Source organism: Corynebacterium spheniscorum (assembly GCF_900113445.1).
GTDB lineage: Bacteria > Actinomycetota > Actinomycetes > Mycobacteriales > Mycobacteriaceae > Corynebacterium > Corynebacterium spheniscorum.
On sequence record NZ_FOPJ01000001.1, the window covers coordinates 188781 to 212081 of the forward strand.

The following is a 23301-nucleotide window of genomic DNA, read 5'->3' on the forward strand; positions in this document are numbered from 1 at the left end:
GTTGGGGAGTGAGCTTAGCAGCTTATGAACCGCTTGGTCTACTTGGCCTCAATCTCCATGGGAACAGTTATTCTAAAATCGCGCTATAGTGACTGGCTATGAGGTTCCACGGCGGCGAAAGGTTGAGCTGGTCACGGCTCGAGCGCGTGCTCTCCGGCAAGCCCCACCCAGCCATCGAAGCCGCGCTCATAGATCCGCCCGAAGATGCCGCGGAAAATTGCTCTTATCGAGAACGTTCCCCGCGGTTTGCTGAATTACACGTTCGCAGTAGCTACAGTTTCCACACCGGTGCTTCCGAGCCCGAGGAGCTAGCTAAAAAAGCGGTCGAACTAGGCCTCACAGCCCTTTGTCTCATGGACGCAGATGGATTCTATGGGGTCGTTCGCTTCGCCGAAGCTGCCGCCGAATATGGTTTACCCACCGTTTTCGGCTCCGAATTACACCTACCCGAAGGGGTCCTCCCGTTTATCTGCCGCGGTCCTAAAGGCTATGAACACCTCTCCCAGCTCATCTGTGATGCACATATGAGCGGCACCAAAGACCAACCCAATTACCCACCACTCGCCGATATCGCTACGCGCCTTGATCACTCCTGCATCGCCTTAATCGGCACCAACCAATTAAGCTTCGCCCCGCAGATCATTGCTGCTTTCTCACCTCAAGATCTGCTCTTGGAATATGGGGTCACCCAACGCCCCGAAGACGCCGATGCGCACCTCCAACTCGATCACTACGACGGCATCCGCCGCATCATCAGCGCCACCCCTGCTGCCGCCAGCATTAAAGACGCACCCCTTGCCGCCGCCAAACACCTGCTCCACCACGAGCTTTCCAGCACGCAACCCACCGGTGCTTCCTGGCTGCGTTCCGGTGAAGAAGTCGCCCAGCTGCTTCCCGGTCGCCCTGAACTTCTGGCCACCACCTGCGAGATCGCCGAGGAATGCGCCTTCGGTCTGAACCTCATCGCCCCCAACCTCCCCGTTTTGGCTGAAGATGAGATGCAGACCCTACGCGAGCTCACCTATACCCGCGCAATCCTGCGCTACGGCCAAGCCAGCGAAGACTTACGCACCAAAGCCCGCCAACAAATCGACTACGAGCTAGACCTCATCGAAAAACTCGGCTTCCCCGGATACTTCCTCATCGTCACCGACCTGGTCGACTTCGCCCGCAGCGCCAATATTTTGTGCCAAGGCCGCGGCTCTGCCGCCAACTCCGTGGTCTGCTACGCCCTCGGCATCACCAATGTCGAACCCATCGGAGCAGGGCTTCTTTTTGAACGCTTCCTCTCACCCGAACGCGATGGCCCACCAGATATCGACATTGACTTTGAATCCACCCGCCGCGAAGAAGTCATTCAATACGTATACCGCCGCTATGGGCGCGACAATGCCGCCCAAGTCGCCAATGTCATCACCTACCGTCGCCGCAGCGCCCTTAAAGACGCCGCCCGCGCACTTGACCTACCCGCCAGCGACCCAGCGGTAGCCGAACTCGCCGAAGCCTTCATCGGGCAACCCCGCCACCTTGGCATCCACTCCGGCGGCATGGTCATCTGCGATCGCCCCATCGCCCAGGTAGTACCCACCGAATGGGCCCGCAAAGAAAACCGCTCCGTGGTGCAATGGGATAAAGATGATTGCGCCGGGGTAGGGCTCGTCAAATTCGATCTCCTTGGCCTTGGCATGCTAGAAGCCATCCACCACATGATGGACCTCGTAGCCGAAGACCCCGCAGGCCGCAGCATCCAACTCTGGGAAATCCCGGTTGATGAACCAGAGGTCTATGAGATGCTCTGCCGTGCTGATGCAGTAGGGGTTTTCCAAGTGGAATCCCGCGCGCAGCTATCCACCTTGCCGAGGCTGCGGCCACGCTGCTTCTTCGACCTTGTGGTGGAAGTAGCCCTCATTCGGCCCGGCCCCATCCAAGGTGGATCCGTGCACCCCTACCTGCGCCGCCGCAATGGCGAAGAAGAGGTGATCTACGAGCACCCGGTGCTGAAAAAATCCTTGGCCAAAACTCTTGGGATCCCGCTATTTCAAGAACAACTCATGCAAATGGCGGTGGATGCCGCTGGCTTTAGCGCAGCAGAAGCTGACTCGCTGCGGCGAGCCATGGGGGCGAAGCGCTCACCGGAAAAAATGGCGGCATTGAAATCTCGTTTCTTCACTGGCCTGGAGAAAACCTCCGGGATTCGTGGGGAGGTGGCCGAAAGTCTCTGGCAAAAGGTGCTTGCCTTCGCCGCCTATGGTTTCCCAGAATCCCATGCCCAGAGTTTCGCCTCTTTGGTGTATTTCTCTGCCTGGTTTAAATACCACTACCCAGCGCACTTTTGTGTGGGGTTATTAAGAGCCCAACCAATGGGTTTTTATTCCCCACAATCACTCATTAGTGATGCTCGCCGGCATGATGTGCCGATTCTTCCGATTAGTGTCAACCACTCACGATGGGAAGCCACAATTGTGCATGAAACTCCCCGCGCAATTCGCCTGGGTTTAAACCTCATCAAAGGCCTCAGAGAAAAAGCCGGTCAACGCATCGCCCAGCATGCGCCCTATGCCTCGGTGGCGGATTTATCCCGTAAAGCTGAATTGACTGTGAAGGAAGTCGAAGCACTCGCTAAAGCCGGGGCGTTGGACTGTTTCCAGCTCTCGCGCCGCGAAGCACTCTGGGAAGCCGGGGTAGCGGAAACCCCGGCGATGCTGCCGGGAACCTCTGGGATTAGCGCACCCCCAGCGCTTCCCGGGATGAGCGAATTTGAGCTGCTGGCAGCCGATATTGCCAGCACTGGGGTAACCGCTACCCGCCAACCCATCGAGATTCTGCGCGAAGACCTACGTCGCGCCGGGGTCTTAAGCGCCGAGGAACTAAGACACGTCCCAGATGGCAGTAGCGTACGGATCGCTGGGGTGATCACGCATCGTCAGCGCCCAGCTACTGCATCGGGTGTCATCTTCTTTGGAATGGAAGATGAAACAGGCTTATATAACGTGGTAGTTTCCCCTGGGTTGTGGCAGCGATACCGCCGGTTAGCAGCCAGTGCGCGTGCCCTCATTATTCGCGGAACCGTGCAAAATACTGAAGGCGCAATTAGTGTTCGCGCGGATCGCTTAGATCCTTTTGTAGCCGGAGACTATTTACATGGGCGTTCCCGGGACTTCCGTTGATCTATGCTGGGACGCATGAACCCCGTTTCCCCCAAGCTGGTGATTGTCCGTTATTTATCGGTTTTACCTTGGGTGATTCTGCCCGCGGTGGGTTTCCTCATCGCGGGCATCGTCCTCGATGAGGAACCAAAACTCGTCAGGATCGGCGCTTATGTCGGGGCCGGAATTTTTGCGGGGTTAATGATCTGGTTGCTGTGGTTGATCCCAGCGCAGGTGAAAAAACTGGGGTGGAAAGAAACCGCCGATGAACTGCTGCTTAGCCGCGGCAAAGTTTTCCATACCTACACCGTGGTGCCCTACGGGCGGATCCAATTCGTTGATGTGACCGCTGGGCCGATTGAGCGCATATTTGGGCTCAAAAGCGTGGAATTGCATACCGCTTCTGCAAGTTCGGATTCCTCTATCTCTGGGCTGGTGGCAACGGAAGCGGATGCGCTGCGCGATCGCCTAGCGGTGCAAGCTCGCGAGAGGATGAGCGGGCTGTGAAACGCGTTCATCGCCTCACCCCCATCCTCAAAGCCTGGTCCACCCTTTTGGCGGTGCTGGTGGGTATCGGGGCCACCTTATTTAATTTCATTGGCAGCAACCTCAAAGAAATAGCCGAGAAAGTTTCTACATACCTGCCCATTCATTCCGGGCTGGCGCTGGTGCTGATTGTGCTGGCGGTGTTGGTGCTGATGTTTGTGGTGGTGTGGTTTTCTTCCTATATCTGGTGGAAAGCCATGGGCTACTCGCTAGAGGAAGAAGAAATCCGCCTGGAATATGGGGTGATCTCAAAAACTCTGCGCACCGCACGCTATGACCGCATCCAAGCGGTGGATGTGCATGAAGATTGGTTGCCCAGGTTATTCGGCCTAGCTTCGGTGCGGGTGGAAACCGCTGGTGGTTCTGATTCCGTGTTGGAGATCGCCTACCTAGAAAAGAAGGTGGCTGCAGCACTACGTAGCGAAATCATTGCTATTCACCGCGGTCACACGGCTGAAGTAGAAGAAGTCCAGGCCCCTGGGGTGGAGCTGGTGCCTACTGTCCCCGTGCAGCGCAGCTTGGTGGCCGCGGCTATCCATGGTTCCACCGCTATTACTGTGTTGGCGTTTATTTTTGTAGCGGCATTCCCCTTATTGTGGCCACTGCTGGTGCCCTGGCTCGCGGGCTCTGTGCCCTGGCTTTTTAGGACGGTGGATAGGTCCTATCAGTTTCGTGCGGAGCTAAAAGATGAACTCATTGAGATTCACTATGGCTGGTTGAATCGTCGCCGCCAATCCATCCCACTAGGGCGGGTGCACGCTGTGGAGATTATGCAGCCCACCTTGTGGCGCTTTTTAGGTTGGTGGCAGGTGCGCATCTCTATTGCTGGATATGGGATGAACCTGGAGAAGAGTACTTCCGAGGTGGGCACCACTGTGGTGCTGCCCGTGGGGGAGAAGGGGTTAGCCATCTGGTTGGCAGCGGTAATGCTGGACGTGGATCCAGAAGCACTATTCCGCGATGGCGATCCCACCGCGTACGGCAAACGTGTCTTATATCGCAGCCCGCAGCGTGCACGCCTGCTCAGCCCCCTCGATCTCGAGAAGCAAGCTGTGACTTTTGTGCCACGTCGTGAGCTTGGGGAACCGGTAATTGCGTTACACGTTGGACGTATTCGACGTCGAGTGAAGTTGATTCAGGCGGAGCACATTCAGGAATTAACGCTGGTGCGCGGGCCGGTAAGTGGGGCATTGGGGTTGGCGGATGTGCAGTTGAATTTGGTTCCGGGGATTTTGATGACTGCGCCGCAGCTCGCGCGGGAAGATGCCGATGAACTGCTAGATCGACTGCGTCAGCGCAAGCTTCCGAGGCTGGCTTCACCAAGAGTTCAATAGCTTGAACATCCAGGTTTAGGTGTGCTTTACTTGATAATCGTTACCGTTGTTCTCTGAGCGGGAACTTTGGTATCAGGTGGACCTGTCCCATCCCCCGAGAGCGGGGGAATTTTCAAGGAGTAACCCTATGAAGCGCACATTGACCCTGGCTGCTGTTGGCGCAGTGGCCCTTAGCATGAGCGCCTGCGGTGGCTCGGATTCTTCCGATGCTGCTAAGTCGGACGCCAAGGACGATTCCGTCAAGGCCGTTGCTACGACCACCCAGATTTGTGACTATGTCACTCAGTTGGCTGATGGTGGTGATGACTTGACCTTTGTCAAGACGGACTCGCAAGGCAAGGAGACCACGACCGGCAGTGGCAAGACCAAGCTGGAACTGACCTGCTTGCTGGCGCCAAATGCCTCCGCACACGAGCATGAAATGACCCCGCAGCAGATGAAGGCGCTCGGCGATGCCGACCTCTTCCTGGTGTCGGGCGTGGACCTGGAGCACTTCCTGGCCAACGCTGTTGATTCCAGTGGCTTCAAGGGCACCATGGTTGTTTCCTCCGGTACCCTCACCAGCGGCGAAAAGCCGAAGGACACCAAGTTCAAGATTGATGAGGGTGTGGAGAAGGTCAAGCTGAATGACTGGCCTTTCCCGCCGGAGAACCCCGGTGATGCACCGGAGTTCGTGAAGGATCCGCATATTTGGACCGATCCCAGCCGCGCAGCTATTCAGGTCAAGAATATTGGCCATGCGTTGGGTGAAGCTGCTCCCTCTGAAAAAGAGGTGTTCAAGAAGCATGCTGAGAGCTATGAGAAGAAGCTGAAGGCCCTGGATAAGTGGGCTGAAGACTCCTTCAACACCGTGGATCCCGAGCACCGCACGCTGTTCACCTCGCATGATGCCTTCGGCTACCTCTCTGAGCGCTATGGCATCAAGTTCATCGGCTCCGCACTCTCTGACTTCTCGGGTCAGCAGGATGCGACGGCTGAGCACATCAATAAGGCCGTTGAACAGGTCAAGGAATCGGGAGCGAACGCCCTCTTCGCCGAAAACTCCAATAACTCCAAGTCCATCGAAGCTATTGCTCGTGCGGCTGGTGTGAAGGCTGTGATCGGTGATGACGCCCTCTACGGCGACTCCCTTGGCCCGGAAGGCACGGATGGCGAAACCTATATCAAGGCCACCATCCACAACATCACCAATCTTGTCGAAGCCTGGGGCGGCACTGTCCAGCCCCTTCCGGAGGAACTTAAGTGAGTGTTGTCTCCTTTGAGGATGCATCCTTTAGCTACGGTGGGCCCCCAGCCCTCACCGGCATTACCCTGAGCCTGGAACCCGGGCAGGCATTAGCCCTGGTCGGTTCCAATGGTTCCGGTAAAACCACGCTTATGCGCGGCATCCTTGGGATGGTCCGCGTGGATGGGAAATACGAGGTCGTTGAAGGCCGCGGAAGCATTGGATATGTTCCGCAGAGCGCCGATATTGACCTGAGCTTCCCGGTGAGCGTGCGCCAGGTGGTGTCCATGGGGTGCTACGCCAAGCTAGGATTCCTGCGCCGCTTTCGCGACCATGGTGCCGTGAAGCATGCGCTGGAACGCGTGGGATTAGCTGATCGCATTGATTACCGCTTCGGTGATCTTTCTGGTGGTCAGCGCCAACGAGTGATGGTGGCTCGCGCCATTGTTGCTGATCCCAAGCTCATCCTCTTGGACGAGCCCTTCAACGGGCTCGACCAGACCAGCCGCGGTGCGCTGCTGCGCATTATTGACGAACTCAAAGCGGAGGGCGTTGCCATGGTTGTGTCCACTCACGATGAGATCTTGGCCCGGGAGGTCTGTGAACTCACTGCCGTCCTAGACGGTCGTCTGGTCGCTTTCGGCCCGACGCAGGAGGTCCTCGCGGAACATGCTCTCTAGTCTCTCTGAGATCACCGGCTTAGCCCCCTACTTACTGCGCCCGCTGATCATGCTCATTGTGTTGGGCATCGTCTCGGGCGTGGTGGGGGTGCTGGTTAATCTTCGCGCATTGGAATTTAATGCTGAGGCACTGGTTCACGCAGTGTTCCCTGGCATCGTTGCTGGCGCCGTATATAAAGGCGTCGACTTCATCATCCCGGGCGCGTCGGTCGTGGCAATTATTGCGGCGATCGCGTTGACCGTGGTGGGAAGAAAGAAATCTTCGGAAGCTGGCACCGCAGTGGTGCTGACGAGCTTCTATGCCATCGGTATTGTGATCTCCCTGTATAAGGGTGATATGTCTGGCCAGTTAGAAGCCCTGATGTTCGGGCGCCTGCTGGAAGTCACCGATGAGCGTTTAATGCAATCAATTCTGATTTGCCTGGTCGCTTTGGTTCTGGTCACCGCGACCTGGAAAGAACAAGTGTTCTTCGCCTTTGACCGCGTGGCGGCGCGCGCGACCGGCATCCCCGTATTGGCTGTAGATATTGCCATTAACGCTGCGATTGCAGCGGTGGTGGTGGCGGCTTCTACTGCGGTGGGTGTGTTGCTGGTCATTGGTTATTTTGTGATCCCCGGTGCAGCGGCGCGTTTGGTGTGCCGCACTGTGAAGGGGATGGTCGCTGTCGCGATGCTCATCGGTGTGGCCGGTGGGGTGTGCGGCATGTGGGTGATGAACTGGGATACCCCGCGGCAGATTTCCCCGCAGGCAGCTGTTGCCCTGTCGATTGTGGCGATGTACCTGCTGGCTGCGATTGTTCGCAACATTATGAAGGCAACGGGGCATGGCCCGGCGATTAGCCGCGGTAAGCGTATTGAACAGGCCGAGGCTAAGACCGCTGCGGATAATGCTGCTGCTGGTGCCGGTGCTGCTGGTGGCGGTTCGCGTGTTGGTGGTGCTGGTGGCGTTTCTGGTGGCGTTTCTGGTGGCGTGCGTGGCCTGGGTGCTGCCTTGTCCGATGATGCCACCGAAGGCACGAGCGGGAGGCTGAAAGTCTAATGTTTGAACTCGGCATTCTTACCCTCCCCACCATCGAAATTATCCTGGTCGGCGCCCTTTCTGGGCTGGTTGGCACCCTGGCGGTGCTCGGCCGCCGCGTCTTCTTCACCGAGTCGCTCTCCCACGGCACCTTCCCTGGTGCGGTATTGGGTGTGGTGATCGGCAACCTCTTTGGCATGAATGTCACCTGGACGCTTTTTGCTGGTGGCCTGCTGATCTGTGTGCCATTGAGCTGGATCATGCACCGCATTGCCAAAACTGAAGGCATGAGCCCGGAGGCAGCCGCCGGTATTGTGCTGACCCTCGGTTTTGCCTCTGGTTATTTCTTGCTGCGCTGGTTCCAACCACTGCCGGTGCGCGTGGAAACCTTCCTGGCTGGTTCGCTCCTCAACGTCAACCGCGTCGACATTATTGGCGCCGGTGTGATGCTGCTGCTGACACTCATCGTGTTGGCGCTGTGGGGACCTCAGCTTATCTTCTATTACTTCGACCGCATTGGCTTCCGTGCAGCCGGTCTGCCCGGGGCGATTGCCGAAACCATTACGCTGACGCTGATCTGCGCGACCGTGGTGGTGGTGATCCCCGCCATTGGCACCATCTTGTCTATCGCTTTGTTGGTGGCACCTGGTGCTGGGCTGATTAAGTTAGTGCGCTCCACCAAGGCATTGCTGATTCTGGCCCCCATCGCTGGTGTGGGAATTGGGCTTTTGGGCCTATGGCTGGCAGTGAAGATTAGTTTGTCAGCCGGTGGCACGATTGCTGTGATCGCGGGCCTATTCTATGTCGCTTGTAGTTTAGTAAGGTCGGTCTCATGCATGCCATGGAACTCCCAGACAAAAGCCAAGACCACCTCAAGGTCATCTGGGACATCAGCGAACGCCGCGGTGACCCCCACGGCGAACATCCCGTCAGCCTAGGGCTGATTGCGGCTGCATTAGGACAGAAAGCTTCCACCACTTCGGAGGCTATTAAACGGTTGGCTTCTCGTGGATTAGTTATTCACGAGCCTTATACCGGGGCCACGCTCACTGATGCTGGGCGAGCCGTTGCTATGGAAATGGTGCGCCGGCATCGGCTGGTAGAAATGTTCCTGGTGGAGGTGCTGGACTACCGCTGGGATGAGGTGCATGCCGAAGCCGATATGTTGGAGCACGCGGTATCGGACCGCCTGCTGCACCGCATTGACACGTATCTAGGCAATCCCACCCGCGACCCGCATGGGGATCCCATCCCGGATGCGCGCGGGCAGATTGATGATCTAGGTACTGTGCACCTGGGGATGGCGGAAGTAGGCGATAAGGTGATCGTTCTGCGCATCCATGATTCCAACGCAGGGTTATTAAGGAAGCTGGCGCGCTACCAGGTGTGCCCCGGCAGCCAATTGATTGTGGAGGAAGCGCGCTGCGATTGCGCCCATAATTTCCGCACCCCCTTAGGGCAAAGCATGTCCCTGGATGCAGAAGACCTGGAGCTGATCACCGTGAAGGTTGAGGAAGCCTAGGGGGTGTTTGGGGGTTTGTTTGTGTGGTCTGTGTTTGTGGGTTTTGCTGGGGGTTGCCCCTTCGCGTCTTCGACTAGTGGCGGAAGAAACGCCACACCATCACCGCAGCGAAGGCAATGAAGGTGAGTGCGAAAACGTCGTAGAGCAGGTTATTAATGCTTAGGATCGTCATCTATGTGAACCTATAAAAGGTGGCGGGCGGGGAGTGGTTAAGTACTACGCTCCCATAGGATACGGGGAAGCGCCGGGCACCACACTCTTCCGAAAGCAGAACCGTGCTCTTAGATGCCTTCGCGGAAACCTAATTGGCGCCACGCCTCATAGGTGGCAACAGCGGCACAATTAGAAAGATTCATAGAGCGTCGACCCGGCAACATGGGGATGCGCACCTCCTGGGTAATACGCGGATGCTGCAGGGTTTTCGCCTCTAATCCGGTGGGTTCGGTACCAAAAAGCAAAACATCATCTTCTCGGTACTCAATCGAGGTATGGAAATCCGTGGCCTGCGTGGTGAAGGCAAAAATGCGGTTGCCTGGAAGCTGGGATACGAGGTCCTCGAAGTCCTTGTGGATGGTTAGTTTCGCCAGATCGTGGTAATCCAGCCCGGCACGACGCAGGTGCTTTTCGCTGAGGTCGAACCCTAAAGGCTCAATAAGGTGCAGGTGGGCGCCCGTACCGGCACACATCCGGATGGCGTTGCCAGTATTAGGTGGGATAACGGGGTGTTCAAAGACCACATGCAGCATGCGCTTTAGTCTACGTCCAAGGCATAATGGGCCATGTGACTGCGATCAAATTAGATGGACAGCTCTACCGCGACGAGATTTTTGCCGACCTTGGTGAAAGGGTGGCCGCATTAAAAGCCCGCGGCATCACCCCGGGGTTGGCAACAGTGCTAGTTGGTGATGATCCCGCTAGCCACTCCTATGTGAAAATGAAGCACCGCGACTGCGAACAGATTGGCATCCGCTCGATCCGAAAGGATCTGCCGGCAGATGTCACCCAAGAAGAACTCAACGCAGTCATTGATGAACTCAATGCCGATGACGCCTGCACCGGATATATCGTGCAGCTGCCATTGCCGAAGCACCTGGATGAAAACGCGGTGCTTGAGCGCATCGACCCGGACAAAGATGCCGATGGCCTGCACCCGGTGAACCTAGGCAAATTGGTGCTCAATGAGCCGGCACCGCTTCCATGCACCCCGAATGGAGCCATTCACCTGCTGAAGCGCTTCGATATTCCTACCGATGGCGCCAAGGTCGTTGTTATTGGCCGTGGTGTGACCGTTGGCCGTCCCATTGGTTTGATCCTGACGCGCCGCAGCGAAAACGCTACCGTCACCTTGTGCCACACCGGTACCCGTGATTTGGCTGCGGAGACCCGCGAAGCGGACATCATTATTGCCGCTGCAGGTAAAGCTCACATGCTCACCAAGGACATGGTTAAGCCCGGGGCTGCGGTATTGGACGTGGGAGTCTCCCGCGTGGATGGCAAGCTGGCTGGCGACGTGCACCCAGATGTGTGGGAGGTCGCCGGCGCAGTCTCGCCGAATCCCGGTGGTGTTGGTCCACTCACCCGTGCTTTCTTAGTACGCAACGTGGTGGAACGTGCCGAAAAGCTCAATGCTTAATAACCCTCTAGCGAACCCACATGATATTCATGTGCGGCCTTCGCCCCTACCCAGGATTGTGCAGCGCCTACTGGTGTGGACCTTCCTTTTGGGTTTGGTCGCCGCCACTGTTTTTGCCCTCGGTGAGCATTGGCGGCGCGCCACCTTCGCACTGGGAGTATGTTTGCTTTTCCTCTCCGCATTGCGGTGGATTTGCGATTCCCAAGTGCTGGGTGTTTTTGCGGTACGTTCGCGGCGCTTCGACTCTGCTTTTTGCGCCGCGATTGGTGGGGTTATGGCTTTTCTGGCGGCGTCGGTGGATTCCCTTGGCAGCTAAGAACCAGGAAGCGCCTTAAAATCCGATCCATTTGTCGGGTCTCGGTGAGGAAAGCATCGTGGCCCACGGGGGACACAATCTTTGCCATCGCCATGAGCTTCCCGATATTCCGGGAAAGGTGTTCTTGCTGGTGGTAGGGATACAAAATATCGGTATCCACACCAACAATCATGGTCGGCACAGTGATCGACGCTAATGCCTTATTCAACCCACCGCGGTCACGGCCAATATCGTGGCGGTTAAGAGCATCGGTGAGCATGACATAGCTGCCGGCATCAAAGCGTTCTACCAGTTTGGTGGCTTGATAGTCGAGGTAGCTTTCTACCGCGAAGCGCTGCGCTGGATCGCGGTAAGGCCCAAGTGGATTCTCCCCGGGTTGGGGCATGACGCCGAAGCGCTCATCAATTTCCTGCTCACCGCGGTAAGTAAGGTGAGCAATCCGGCGGGCAGTTCCCAGGCCAGCTGCCGGGACCTCATCGGTTTGGTAATAATCGCCGCCATGCCAGTGCGGATCCTGTTCAATCGCGTCGATCTGAGCTGATTGAATACCAATCTGCCAGGCACTTGCTCGTGCGGAGACAGCGATAACCGCGGCGCTGCGGACCATCTCCGGGTACATGAGTGTCCACTCCAGGGTTCGGGCGCCTCCCATGGAGCCACCCAAGATGGCCTGAACTTCTCTGACCCCAAGTTCTTCTAATAAGCGGTATTCCGCGGTTACTTGGTCCCTAATCGAGATCGCAGGGAAGCGTGAGCCCCACGGCTTATCGTCTTTAGGGTGTGGGCTTGATGGCCCGGTGGAGCCGGCGCAGCCACCGATGACATTTGAGCACAGTACGCACCAAGTATCGGTGTCGAGGGCTTTGCCTGGCCCAATGAGCCCATCCCACCAACTACGTGCGTCAGTGTCGCCGGTGAGCGCGTGTTCCACGATAAGTAGGTTCTTTCCGTGGAAGTCGCCCCATGCGCGGTAGGCAATAGTTGCCTCCGGGATTTCGGCACCTGCTTCAGTGCGCAGGGTGCCGATGGGAACATGGACCAGGCTGCCGTCGGTGATCATGGTGTTTGTTTAGGAGATCGCTTCGAATCCGGACTTCAGGTCAGCGAGAATATCCTCGATATCCTCAATGCCAACCGAAAGGCGAATGGTGGATTGGCTGACCCCGGCGCGTGCCAAGCCTTTCTCATCGGATTGCGAGTGAGTAGTGGAAGCTGGGTGCACTACCAGGGAACGGACATCACCAATATTGGCGAGGTTGGAGTGCAACTTCAAGGCATCAATGAAAGCCCATGCTTGTTCGCGGCCGCCTTCGAGGTCGAAGGAGATAACCGAGCCGGTGTACTTCAGGCCTAGCTTCTGCTTCACCTCATACCAGGGGGAGTCCTCCAGCCCGGCATAGTTCACACGGGTGACCTGTGGTTGTTCCTTAAGGAAGCGGGCAACCTTCTCGGCATTCTCATTGTGCTTATTCACTCGCAGCAACAAGGTGTCCAGGCCCTGCAGGGTGACCCAGGCATTGAAGGGGGAGAGGGTGGCGCCGGTATCGCGCAGCAAACCAACGCGGGCCTTCAATCCGAAGGCTGCTTCGCCCAGGTCGGCATAGCGCAGACCGTGGTAGGCAGGATCCGGGGTAACAAAGTGCGGGAAGACCGGCTTGCCGTCTTTTTCTACCGTCCAATCGAAGCTGCCGCCATCTACGAGGACACCGCCCAAGCCTGAGCCATTGCCGGTATAGAACTTGGTCAGCGAAGCAACCACGATATCCGCACCTAGTTCTAGGGGGCGGACCAGTGCAGCGGTGGCGACGGTGTTATCAACAATCAGCGGAACACTATTGCGGTGTGCGACTTCTGCAATAGCCGGGATATCCAGCACATCGGCTTGAGGGTTGGCGAAGGTTTCGCCATAGAAGGCCTTGGTGTTTTCCTTCACCGCAGCCTGCCAGGATTCGGGGTCGTCGGGGTTTTCTACGAAGCTGACCTCAATGCCAAGGCGGGCAAGCGTAGCCAGGAAGAGCGTTTCGGTACCGCCATAAAGACGCGGGGAGCTGACAATGTGGTCACCTGCGCTAGCCAAGTTCAAGATGGCAGCCGTTTCGGCAGCCTGACCGGAGGCGAAAGCTACCGCGTGTACGCCGCCTTCGAGGGAAGCTAGACGGTTCTCCAAGGCGTCCAGGGTGGGGTTAGTCAGACGGGAGTAGACCGGGCCAAGATCTTCAAGTGCGAAGCGCTGCTTCGCGTGCTCAGCGGAGTTGAAAACGAAGGAGCTGGAGAGATAAATCGGTTGGTTGCGGGAGGAAGTATCCGAGTCAACCTGCTGTCCGGCGTGGATAGCGCGAGTGGCCAGGCCCCAGGTGTTGGCTGCGGAGTTGTCATAGCGAGTGGTCATTGCGTCTTCCTTTGTTTTGTATTCGAAGTGATGTGAAAAGGGATTGCTGACAACCTAATAGGGCACCCGTACACTTAACAAACAACTTGGTCTAGTTTTCTATATAGCAGCAGGTAGTGGTCGATGAATTAAAATGACCTGGAACAGACTGAGCAGTCTAAACATAGCAAAACCCCCGACCGCGGAAACTGCGATCGGGGGTTGAAACTAAGCCAGTCTTTAAGCAGCTAGGGGCTGCTGCAGACTTACTTGGTCAGCGTGGCGATGATCTTGTTGAAGGTCTCGCTCGGGCGCATCACTGCGCTGGTCTTCTCATCATCAGGCAGGTAGTAGCCGCCCAGGTCAACCGATTTGCCCTGAACATCGATCAGGGTCTGGTTGATCTCTTCGGCGTTAGCAGCCAGGTCCTTAGCGGCTTCGGCGAAGAGCTTGCCCAGCTCCTCATCCTCGGTCTGCTTGGCTAATTCTTCGGCCCAGTAGGTGGCCAGGAAGAAGTGGGAACCGCGGTTGTCGATTTCGCCAACCTTGCGGGAAGGAGACTTGCCATCGTTGAGTAGACGCTCGGTGGCCTTATCCAGAGCATCAGCTAGGACAGCAGCCTTCTGGTTGCCATCATTGTTGGCGAAGTGACGCAGCGACTCAGCCAGAGCCAGGAACTCACCCAGGGAATCCCAACGCAGGTGGTTCTCGGTTTCAAGCTGCTGGACGTGCTTCGGAGCGGAGCCACCGGCACCGGTTTCGAAGAGGCCGCCACCAGCCATCAGCGGAACGACGGAGAGCATCTTTGCGGAGGTGCCCAGTTCCAGGATGGGGAAGAGGTCGGTCAGGTAGTCACGCAGCACGTTCCCAGTCACCGAGATGGTGTCCTCGCCGCGACGGATGCGGTCGATGGAGAACTTGGTGGCTTCGATCGGGGACATGACACGGATGTCCAGGCCCTCGGTGTCGAACTCCGGCAGGTACTTCTCGACCAGCTTCATCAGGTTGCGGTCGTGTGCACGCTCCGGATCCAGCCAGAAGACGGCCGGCATGCCGGAGAGACGCGAACGGGTAACGGCCAGCTTGATCCAGTCGCGGATCGGGGCGTCCTTGGCCTGGCAAGCGCGCCAGATATCGCCTTCAGATACCTCGTGCTCGATCAGCACATCGCCGGCAGAGTTAACAACCTGGACCTTGCCATCGGCAGCGATCTTGAAGGTCTTGTCGTGGGAGCCGTACTCCTCAGCCTTCTGAGCCATCAGGCCAACATTCGGGACGGTGCCCATGGTGGTCGGATCGAAGGCGCCATTTTCCTTACAGTCTTCAATAACTGCCTGGTAAACACCGGCGTAGGAGGAATCCGGCAGCACTGCCAGGGTGTCTTGCTCTTCGCCAGCGGCATTCCACATGTGGCCAGAGGTACGAATCATGGCCGGCATGGAGGCGTCGACGATGACGTCGGAAGGCACATGTAGGTTGGTGATTCCCTTGTCGGAGTTGACCATAGCCAGATCCGGGCCCTCTTCCAGGGCCTTGTCGAAGGCAGCGCGAATTTCTTCGCCATTGTCCAGGTCATCCAGGCCAGCGTAAATAGCGCCGAGGCCGTTCTCGCCATTCAGGCCAGCAGCTTCGAGTTCTTCGCCGTACTTCTCAAAGACATCAGCGAAGTAGGTGCGCACCACATAACCGAACATGATGGGGTCGGAGACCTTCATCATGGTGGCTTTGAGGTGAACAGAGAAGAGCACGCCTTCTTCCTTGGCGCGCTTAACCTGCTCAGCCAGGAAGGACTTCAGTGCGGCGGCACGCATAACGGTGCCGTCGATAACTTCGCCTTCCAGAACCTTCAGACCGTCCTTGAGAACAGTTTCGCTGCCATCAGCAGCAATGTGCTTAATAGTCAAGGTGTCGGCAGCCGGCATGATGACGGACTTCTCATTGTGGCGGAAGTCGTTGTCATCCATGGTGGCGACATTGGTCTTGGAATCCTTGGTCCATTCACCCATGGAGTGCGGGTGAGCCTTGGCGAAGTTCTTCACCGCAACGGGAGCACGGCGATCAGAGTTGCCTTCACGCAGCACCGGGTTCACGGCGGAGCCTTTCACCGCATCAAAGCGGGCACGGGCATCCTTTTCTTCATCCGTTTCCGGGGAATCCGGGTAATCCGGGATGTCATAGCCGGCGGCCTGCAATTCCTTGACGGCGGCCTTCAGCTGTGGCACCGAAGCGGAGATATTCGGCAGCTTGATGATATTTGCTTCCGGCGTCTTGGCCAGCTCGCCCAGTTCAGCGAGGGCATCATCGACACGCTGTTCATCGCTCAGCTTCTCCGGGAACTGAGCCAGGATACGACCGGCGAGGGAAATATCGCGGGTTTCCACATCAATACCAGCGGTGGAGGCAAAGGCCTCAACGATCGGCTTGAAGGAATAGGTCGCGAGTAGCGGGGCCTCGTCGGTACGAGTCCAGATAATTTTAGCCAAGATAACTCCTGTTGTAGCGCTTATGTGTTCAGCTATCCAGGATACCGCCAAAGGAAATCCGTTACCCCCGTTATGTTTGGTGATCCTGGCAAAACTCATAAATTTCTATTGATTGAACTATGGTTCCGTAGCGTGGGAAAGCTTCACATTCCAGATCAAACTGCTCTAGATTCACGCCGCCGCCTGCTGGTCATGATTGTCCTAGCCTGCGGAGGTTTCAGTATCGGCACAACAGAATCTCTTCCGGTCGGCTTACTTAATGAGATCTCGGACTCCCTCCTTATTAGTGAACAGTCCGCCGGACGGATCGTCTCTGCATACGCTTTGGGGGTGGTCATCGGCGCTCCGCTGATCACCATCTTTAGTGGCGGAATGCCACGGCGAAAGCTCCTCATTTTATTGATGGGTGCCCTCGCTTTAGGGGATATCTTGTCCCTGGTGGCCGGACTCTCGCAGTCCTACCTGGCCATTGTTCTCGGTCGCTTCCTCGCCGGCTTCCCACACGGTGCTTACTACGCAGTCGCCGCACTATGTGCCGCTGCCATCGCACCCCCGGAACACCGCGGACGAGCAGTCGCCATGGTGTCAGCAGGTAATGCCATATCCCGAGTTATCGGCACACCTGTCACCCAGGCAGTGGGCCACCATCTCGGATGGCCAGTGGCTTTTGGCCTGGTTTCCATCATCGCTGCGAGCACCATGACCGCGCTCTGGTTGGTCATGCCGCATATGTCCCAGATGGTGTTAACTGATCCGCGCCAAGAAATCGGTGCCCTCAAACGCAAACAAGTCTGGTTCACCCTTGCCATGGGCGCCATTGGTTTCGGTGGTGTCTTCGCTGTCTTTACCTATATCTCTTGGGTCATGACCGACCGCGCCGGGGTACCGGAAAGCTCCTTGGCCCTGGTGTTGGGCATTTATGGGGTGTGCTCGGTGTTCGGCAACTGGCTGGGCGGACGCTTAGCGGATCTCAGCGTCGATTTCGGGATCCTGGGAATCCTGTCGGCTTTGGCAGTCATTCTGGGGGGATTCACCCTGGCCTCCAAGGCCGCACCCACCGCCATTTTTTTCTTCGCACTACTAGGTGTATTCGGCGCTGCACTGGTCCCCGCGCTACAGGTGCGGCTTATCGATGCCGCGGGTGAAGCCAAGACACTAGCCGGCGCCTTGAACCACTCTGCTTTAAATATCGCCAACGCCAGCGGTGCGGCGTTGGGTGGCGCGGTCATCGCCGCCGGTTATGGCTATGCCGCCCCAGCGGTGGTAGGTGCGTGTTTGGCTCTGGCCGCAATCCTCATCTGGATCCCAGCGCGCTTGCTACGCTAGGGCCCCATGACCCTGACTATTACTTCCGTTAACGTCAATGGCATCCGCGCCGCCGTTAAAGAGCGCAATGAACACAACCCCGGCATGCTGGCCTGGCTAGACCAGACCCCCAGCGATGTGGTGTTGCTGCAGGAAGTTCGCGCCACCTTGGACCAAACCCTCGAAGCCCTAGCCCCCGCTCTCGAGAAGCAATGGCACTATGTGGGAGCCCCCGCGGCGGCTAAGGGGCGCGCCGGGGTCGGCATTCTTTCGCGCAAACCCTTGGAGGATGTGACCATTGGTTTCGGAAATTTCCAGGATTCAGGGCGCTGGATTGAAGGAACCTACGACGGGGTTCGCGTAGCTTCTTTATATTTGCCTTCCGGCTCCGCTGGAACCGAAAAGCAAGATGAAAAGTATCGCTTCTTGGATGAATTCACCGAGGTGCTCAATGAGGCAGCTCAGCGCGAATACATGGTGATTGGTGGGGATTGGAATATCTGCCACCGCCAACAAGACATTAAGAATTGGAAAACCAACCAAAAGAAGTCCGGATTCCTCCCCGATGAGCGGGCATTCATGGATTCCATTTTTGGCACCTTCCCGGACGCCGAAACTCAACTCGATGAACGAGTAGGGGAATGGTTTGGCGCGGTGGATTACCCCGGCGGATCACCCCGCCAAGCCACCACCGAGCCACAGTGGTTCGATGTGGCCCGCCGACTGCATCCAGAAGAAGATGGCCCCTATACCTGGTGGACCTACCGAGGCCAAGCCTTTAATAACAACGCCGGTTGGCGGATCGACTACCAAGCTGCCACCAAGGGCATGCTGGCTCGCGCCCAAAAAACTTGGGTGGATCGAGCCCCCAGTGTGGAGGAACGTTGGTCCGACCATGCCCCGTTAAATGTGACCTATGGGGGGTGAAGTGGGGGAGGGAGTGCAAGAATTTTGGTTCGTGGAGGAAAACACACTGCTAGGGTTTAGGGGCGCACTAAGCGCTGACCCCCTAGCACGTACCTAGAAAGCACCCCTGATTCCACATGTTGCGAACTGCACTCTTCTTCATCCTCGGCGTCGTTATCTTCGCCCTGAGCTTCTGGATCGCCGGCGAACATAACATTATGGCCGTGGTTGGAGGCATCGGAATGGGTGTCGGCGGCGGTCTGATTGTGTGGGGCATCGCCCACCTCTTGGACGACTTCTCCCCGACCTCCCGCAAACTCAACCGCTAGCAGAGTTCTAGACTGTCCTACATGACTGCTCAAGATTCTGCTTCCGCATCACAGCGCGATCGACAGCGCGTACTCTCTGGCATCCAACCCACCGCTGATTCCTATCACCTGGGTAACTACCTGGGTGCCTTGAAGCAATGGATCGCGCTGCAGGACAACTACGAGGCCTTCTATTTCATCCCGGACCTGCACGCCATTACCGTCGAGCAGGACCCGAAAGCGCTGCGTGCCCGCACCCTCGCCGGTGCCGCGCAGCTCCTGGCCCTGGGCATCGACCCAGAAAAGTCCACGCTCTTTGTGCAGTCTCAGGTCCCCGCACACGCTGAACTCACCTGGGTTCTCACCTGCCTCACCGGCTTTGGTGAAGCCTCGCGGATGACCCAATTTAAAGACAAGTCCGCTAAGCAAGGCGCCGACCGCACCTCCGCTGGCCTCTTCGGCTACCCCATGTTGATGGCCGCCGATATTTTGCTCTACCGCCCGCAGCTGGTTCCCGTTGGTGCCGATCAACGTCAGCACCTCGAACTCACCCGCACCTTGGCAGAGCGCTTTAATAAACGCTTCGGTAAGACCTTCGTGGTGCCCGAAGGTTTCATTCCAGAAGGCGCTTCGAAGATCTATGATCTTCAAAACCCCACCGCCAAGATGAGTAAATCTGGCGATAATCCCAAGGGTTTGATCAACCTGCTAGATGACCCGAAGGTGTCCGCCAAGCGCATCCGCAGCGCCGTGACCGATAATGATGGCGAAATTCGCTATGACCCAGAAAACAAGCCTGGCGTCTCCAACCTCCTGGTCATCCAATCGGCCTTCAGCGGCACCCCAATCGAGGAGCTGGTTGCTGGCTACGCCGGCCAAGGCTATGGCGCATTAAAGAATGACACCGCCGAAGCTCTAGAGGCTTTCACCACCCCGCTGCGCGCCCGCTATCAGGACTATATGTCTGATCGGGCCGAGCTGGAACGCGTTCTTAGCCTCGGCGCGGACCGTGCCTCCGAGATCGCGGAGGCGACCCTGGCCCGCGTTTATGATCTGGTTGGCTTCTTGCCGCGCAAGCGCTAAACCCACCTATTCATAAAAAATATGACATAATCCCTGGGAATCTATTTTCCCCGGGGATTATTCGGGGAATCTTCGCGACCTCCCTCATCACCACGCAGAAAGGTAGGCGCCCCTCGTGGCCACCAGTACCCAATCTGACCGCAAACGCACCGACGAATACGGGATTGAGCGCACCACTGCTGATGATCCCGGATTCGTGGATAAGCTCCGCGACAAGTGGGGATGGTTCGACCATGTGATGCTGATGCAGGAACGCTATAGCACCATGGGCGGCAACCAATACGCTGCCGGCATTACCTACTTCTCTGTGTTGGCGATCTTCCCCATCCTTATGTTGGTCTTCGCCGCCGTCGGTTTCTTCCTGGCTTCCCGCCCAGAAACCCTGCAGTCCATCCAAGACCAGATTGCGGGCAGCGTTGATGGCAAACTCCAGGACGTTATTAATGAAGTCCTCGATACCGCCATCGAACAGCGCAGCGCCGTCGCCGGTATCGGTGCGCTGACCACCCTCTGGTCTGGCTTAGGGTGGATGAATAACCTGCGCTATGGCGTGTCCAAGATGTGGCGTTTAGACCCCACCGAAGGCAACTTCCTAAAGAAGAAGGCCATGGACCTGCTGGGCCTGATCGGCCTGCTGCTTTCCATGATCGTGGCCTTCGCCGTTACCGCCATCGGTGCCTCCGGACTAACCCAAAAGCTGCTGGTGATGGTCGGCTTGGATCATGTTCCGGGGATCCGTTTGATCACCTTCTTAGTGGCCCTCGCCGTCGGTATTTTGGCCAACTATCTGGTGATGTTCTGGTTGATTAAGTTCTTACCGCGCACCAAGGTGCCGCTGAAGTCCGCCGCCAAGGCCGCACTGATTGGTGCCGTTGCCTTCGAGCTCATCAAGCAACTGGGTTCGGTCTTCGCTTCCAACGCCCTTTCCAACCCCGCCGGCGCGACCTTCGGTCCGATCATTGCGCTGATGGTGGTCATGTACTTGGTGTGGCGCGTGGTGCTGTATTGCTCCGCCTGGGCCGCCACCACGGAGGAATCCCTGCAGAAGACCAAGCTGCCGGCACCGCCACCAGCTGTGATCCGCGTGCGCGCCGCCGCCCCGAAGGCCGGTTTGGTGCAGGATCTTAAGACCCTGGTGTCGGGCCGTTAAACACAGCACCTCTTGAGGCCCCCTGCAAGGGAAGAAATCAGGGTGAATCCTGATGTATCTGGCGGGCACCTTCTTTAGCCTAGAAGTACATTTCTTACTCACCGCGTAGTCCCAAAGGAGCGTGGCCCGCGCTATGTCATCGGCCGCAGGTTTTAACCTTTATCGTTGGCTGGACGTCCCCCAGGATGCCCCATCCAAGGATCTTGGCACCCTGATCTGTGAGATGGATGCTGCCCTAGACCGCAACCACTACCCAGATCGCGGCGGCATGCGCGAGAAGCTTTATATTGCGAACTCGGTGCTCACCAATGAGTCCCGCCGTGCGATTTATGACCAGCACTTAGGCCATACGCATAGCTGGAACCAGGTGGAATACCTGGCTAATTTCGATCGCTGGCCAAATGACTGGGAGGTCCCCTCCCACGAGCGCCTTTTCCGCGTCATGGAAGCAACCCAAGAACCAGAGTGGGAAGGCGCCCCGCGGGTGCAATTCAAAGAACCCGAACAGGAACCTGATCCCTTCCCCATAAACCCCTATGCGGCTAGCTATCAGGCACCTTATCCTGCCCCCATCCCAGGTCCTGGGCCCTATACCAATTTCGAAACCGCCCGCGACCGCACCACAGCACCACTGATACTGCGCGGCATCATGCTGGTGATCGACATCTTCTTCATCACGCTTTTCACCTCATTGGTGGCCTCCGGCTCAGCAGAACCAGTAGTCGGTGCCGTAGCTGCGCTGGCATACTTCGTGGGCTGCGAGGTGTACTTCGGCGGCACGCTCGCCAAGCGCTTCTTCGGCTATGAGGTAAGAAATGCCGAAACCGGCGCCAAACTCACCCCCGCGGAATCCTTCAAACGCAATTTCTGGCGTTTCATTGTTGGGCTCCCGTGGCTGGGTACGCTCTTCGCCGGCCCGATCTTTTTGGTGCTTGGTTTATCTTTGGCCTTTAGCGCCGACGGCCGCGGCCTCCACGACCGTTTCGCCGACGCTGAGGTCGTCCAGAAAGGTTAGTGCTCAACGCCAACACCAGGGCAAATAGCGCAACCACTGCCGCCACAATTACATAAGGGATCCACTTGCGCGACTCGCGTTGGGCAGGCTGAATCGGCGCGGCAGCCGTGGTTGTGGGCGCCGCAGAGCTCGTCGTGGGTGCCGTCGAAGTCACGGTCTCGACCGGCAGCAAGCTCCCGATCCCCGCGCCCGCCGGCACCTTATATGCCTCATGCAGGAAGGCCTGCGCTTGCTCCCAAGGACGCGCTTTATCGACCGTGGTGTCCAGCAACACAACGGCCAGGCGCCGCCCATCGCGATCCAACGCGCCCACAAAAGTGTGATTAGCGTCGTCGGTATAACCGGTTTTCCCACCAATTCCATCCGGATCATTGAGGAAGAGGTGGTTATCATTCCACACCTCATAACCTTCATATTCGCCATACCCTGGGAACTTAATATGATCCGTGTTCACAATTTTCGCGAACTCGGGTTTCTCCCACGCATGCCGATAAAACAGCGCTAAATCATGCGCAGAGGTCGCCATACCCGGTTTATCCAACCCCGAATATGACGCCACCCGAGTATCTTCAGCCCCTAATTCCTTCGCCAAAGCATTAATCTTCGCCAGTACTTCTTCATCGCTTCCCAATTGCCGCGCCAACGCATGCGCGGCATCATTTCCGCTGGCTAAGAGCAATCCATGAAGCAATTCCTCATTGGTGTATTTCCCGCCGGGACCAATCCCCACCAAGGAACCTTCAATCGCAGCATCCTCTTCGGTGCCTTCAATAGTTTTTGTTAAATCAAGTTCATCGATCGCCAACGTAGCCAATAAAACCTTAATGATGCTCGCCGGCCGATAACGCCCATGCGGATCTTTTTGCGCAATAATCTCCCCGGAATCAATATCAAAAATGAGCCACGCAGAAGCCGTCTGATTTTCCGGGACCTCAAAGCCCGCGGGGATCGACATTCCGCAAGGCTGAGCTTTATCCGAGATCGGGAGCGGGGCGGGGGAGGCCTGCCCGGGTTGCGGGTTTTCTGAGGTTGTCCGCGCCTGTGGCGGCTCAAGCGAGTTGGGACAATTATCCGTGTTGGGGGCTTCCTCACGCACGATTGCGGTCTCTTCCGCGGGATGAGTCGGCGTGGTTTCTTCCTGTGCCACGGCAGGCGTGCCGCTAACAAGCAGGGCAGTAGCGCATAGCGTGGCCGGCAGTGGGGTGCGGGTGGCGTTGATTCGCATAATGAGTCGACAGTGTAGGCCACCCTTGCTTTAAAGTG

Annotated in this window: 20 protein-coding genes and 2 pseudogenes; 17 read left to right on the forward strand and 5 right to left on the reverse strand. The window is 57.3% G+C overall.

Features of this window, described 5'->3' with window-relative positions:
• Window positions 1-98 precede the first annotated feature (98 nt).
• The 9 genes and pseudogenes from BMZ01_RS00875 to BMZ01_RS11435 all read left to right on the forward strand — a co-directional run bounded on the left by BMZ01_RS00875 (window position 99) and on the right by BMZ01_RS11435 (window position 9471).
• Window positions 99-3167, forward strand: coding sequence for a helix-hairpin-helix domain-containing protein (locus BMZ01_RS00875; RefSeq protein ID WP_092283450.1), 3069 nt, complete (start codon window positions 99-101; stop codon window positions 3165-3167).
• A 15-nt stretch (window positions 3168-3182) separates the two neighbouring features.
• Window positions 3183-3653 (forward strand): PH domain-containing protein, encoded by a 471-nt coding sequence (locus BMZ01_RS00880; RefSeq protein WP_092283754.1) that lies wholly within the window; start codon window positions 3183-3185, stop codon window positions 3651-3653.
• Window positions 3650-5026: a PH domain-containing protein gene (locus tag BMZ01_RS00885; protein WP_092283452.1), complete on the forward strand. Its 1377-nt coding sequence runs from the start codon at window positions 3650-3652 to the stop codon at window positions 5024-5026. Before BMZ01_RS00880 ends, BMZ01_RS00885 begins: the two co-directional genes overlap by 4 nt.
• A 127-nt stretch (window positions 5027-5153) precedes the next feature.
• Window positions 5154-6272 (forward strand): metal ABC transporter substrate-binding protein, encoded by a 1119-nt coding sequence (locus BMZ01_RS00890; protein ID WP_092283454.1) that lies wholly within the window; start codon window positions 5154-5156, stop codon window positions 6270-6272.
• Window positions 6269-6931, forward strand: a complete 663-nt coding sequence (locus tag BMZ01_RS00895; RefSeq protein ID WP_092283456.1) for a metal ABC transporter ATP-binding protein — start codon at window positions 6269-6271, stop codon at window positions 6929-6931. The genes BMZ01_RS00890 and BMZ01_RS00895 overlap by 4 nt, the downstream gene beginning before the upstream one ends.
• Window positions 6921-7754, forward strand: a pseudogene (locus tag BMZ01_RS00900) (metal ABC transporter permease); the annotation flags it as partial. The gene BMZ01_RS00895 and the pseudogene BMZ01_RS00900, both read left to right, overlap by 11 nt.
• A 215-nt stretch (window positions 7755-7969) precedes the next feature.
• The gene (locus BMZ01_RS00905; protein WP_092283458.1) at window positions 7970-8887 is read left to right on the forward strand and encodes a metal ABC transporter permease; all 918 of its coding nucleotides are present in this window, start codon (window positions 7970-7972) and stop codon (window positions 8885-8887) included.
• Window positions 8857-8931 (forward strand): annotated as a pseudogene (locus BMZ01_RS11430) (hypothetical protein); the annotation flags it as partial. The gene BMZ01_RS00905 and the pseudogene BMZ01_RS11430, both read left to right, overlap by 31 nt.
• A gap of 15 nt (window positions 8932-8946) precedes the next feature.
• A complete protein-coding gene (locus BMZ01_RS11435) occupies window positions 8947-9471 on the forward strand; it encodes a metal-dependent transcriptional regulator (RefSeq protein WP_280513516.1) in 525 nt (174 codons plus the stop codon).
• Window positions 9472-9752: 281 nt separating this feature from the next.
• On the opposite strand, the gene BMZ01_RS00915 is transcribed toward BMZ01_RS11435, so the two are convergent.
• Window positions 9753-10217, reverse strand: coding sequence for a tRNA (cytidine(34)-2'-O)-methyltransferase (locus BMZ01_RS00915; RefSeq protein WP_092283462.1), 465 nt, complete (start codon window positions 10215-10217; stop codon window positions 9753-9755).
• 35 nt (window positions 10218-10252) lie between these two features.
• Between BMZ01_RS00915 and BMZ01_RS00920 the strand changes: the two genes are divergently transcribed.
• Together BMZ01_RS00920 and BMZ01_RS00925 are read left to right on the forward strand one after the other, a co-directional pair.
• Entirely contained in the window at window positions 10253-11104 is an 852-nt protein-coding gene (locus BMZ01_RS00920; protein WP_092283756.1) for a bifunctional methylenetetrahydrofolate dehydrogenase/methenyltetrahydrofolate cyclohydrolase, read from the forward strand.
• Complete coding sequence (locus tag BMZ01_RS00925; RefSeq protein ID WP_092283464.1) at window positions 11097-11420, forward strand: DUF3017 domain-containing protein; 324 nt, start codon at window positions 11097-11099, stop codon at window positions 11418-11420. Before BMZ01_RS00920 ends, BMZ01_RS00925 begins: the two co-directional genes overlap by 8 nt.
• Here the strand turns inward: BMZ01_RS00925 and metX are convergent.
• The 3 genes from metX to BMZ01_RS00940 all read right to left on the reverse strand — a co-directional run bounded on the left by metX (window position 11377) and on the right by BMZ01_RS00940 (window position 16271).
• Window positions 11377-12480, reverse strand: a complete 1104-nt coding sequence (gene metX / locus BMZ01_RS00930) for a homoserine O-acetyltransferase MetX (protein WP_092283466.1) — start codon at window positions 12478-12480, stop codon at window positions 11377-11379. The genes BMZ01_RS00925 and metX overlap by 44 nt on opposite strands.
• Before the next feature lie 9 nt (window positions 12481-12489).
• Window positions 12490-13809 (reverse strand): O-acetylhomoserine/O-acetylserine sulfhydrylase, encoded by a 1320-nt coding sequence (locus tag BMZ01_RS00935; RefSeq protein WP_092283468.1) that lies wholly within the window; start codon window positions 13807-13809, stop codon window positions 12490-12492.
• A 245-nt stretch (window positions 13810-14054) separates the two neighbouring features.
• Window positions 14055-16271 carry an NADP-dependent isocitrate dehydrogenase gene (locus BMZ01_RS00940; protein ID WP_092283470.1) on the reverse strand — a complete coding sequence of 739 codons (2217 nt, stop codon included), beginning with the start codon at window positions 16269-16271 and terminating at the stop codon, window positions 14055-14057.
• 132 nt (window positions 16272-16403) lie between these two features.
• Here BMZ01_RS00940 and BMZ01_RS00945 point away from each other — a divergent pair, with 132 nt between their 5' ends.
• From BMZ01_RS00945 to BMZ01_RS00970, 6 genes are all read left to right on the forward strand, one after another.
• Entirely contained in the window at window positions 16404-17597 is a 1194-nt protein-coding gene (locus tag BMZ01_RS00945) for an MFS transporter (RefSeq protein WP_223845842.1), read from the forward strand.
• A 6-nt stretch (window positions 17598-17603) separates the two neighbouring features.
• On the forward strand, window positions 17604-18503 hold the full coding sequence (locus BMZ01_RS00950; protein ID WP_092283474.1) for an exodeoxyribonuclease III: 900 nt from the start codon (window positions 17604-17606) through the stop codon (window positions 18501-18503).
• Window positions 18504-18619: 116 nt separating this feature from the next.
• Window positions 18620-18811 carry a hypothetical protein gene (locus BMZ01_RS00955; protein ID WP_092283476.1) on the forward strand — a complete coding sequence of 64 codons (192 nt, stop codon included), beginning with the start codon at window positions 18620-18622 and terminating at the stop codon, window positions 18809-18811.
• Between the two features lie 21 nt (window positions 18812-18832).
• Window positions 18833-19873, forward strand: a complete 1041-nt coding sequence (gene trpS / locus BMZ01_RS00960) for a tryptophan--tRNA ligase (protein ID WP_092283478.1) — start codon at window positions 18833-18835, stop codon at window positions 19871-19873.
• A 115-nt stretch (window positions 19874-19988) separates the two neighbouring features.
• Complete coding sequence (locus BMZ01_RS00965) at window positions 19989-21023, forward strand: YhjD/YihY/BrkB family envelope integrity protein (RefSeq protein ID WP_092283480.1); 1035 nt, start codon at window positions 19989-19991, stop codon at window positions 21021-21023.
• A 133-nt stretch (window positions 21024-21156) separates the two neighbouring features.
• Window positions 21157-22038, forward strand: a complete 882-nt coding sequence (locus BMZ01_RS00970) for an RDD family protein (protein ID WP_092283482.1) — start codon at window positions 21157-21159, stop codon at window positions 22036-22038.
• Here BMZ01_RS00970 and BMZ01_RS00975 read toward each other — a convergent pair.
• Window positions 21974-23263, reverse strand: a complete 1290-nt coding sequence (locus tag BMZ01_RS00975; protein ID WP_092283484.1) for a D-alanyl-D-alanine carboxypeptidase family protein — start codon at window positions 23261-23263, stop codon at window positions 21974-21976. The two genes, BMZ01_RS00970 and BMZ01_RS00975, sit on opposite strands and share 65 nt — an antisense overlap.
• Between the last annotated feature and the right edge of the window lie 38 nt (window positions 23264-23301).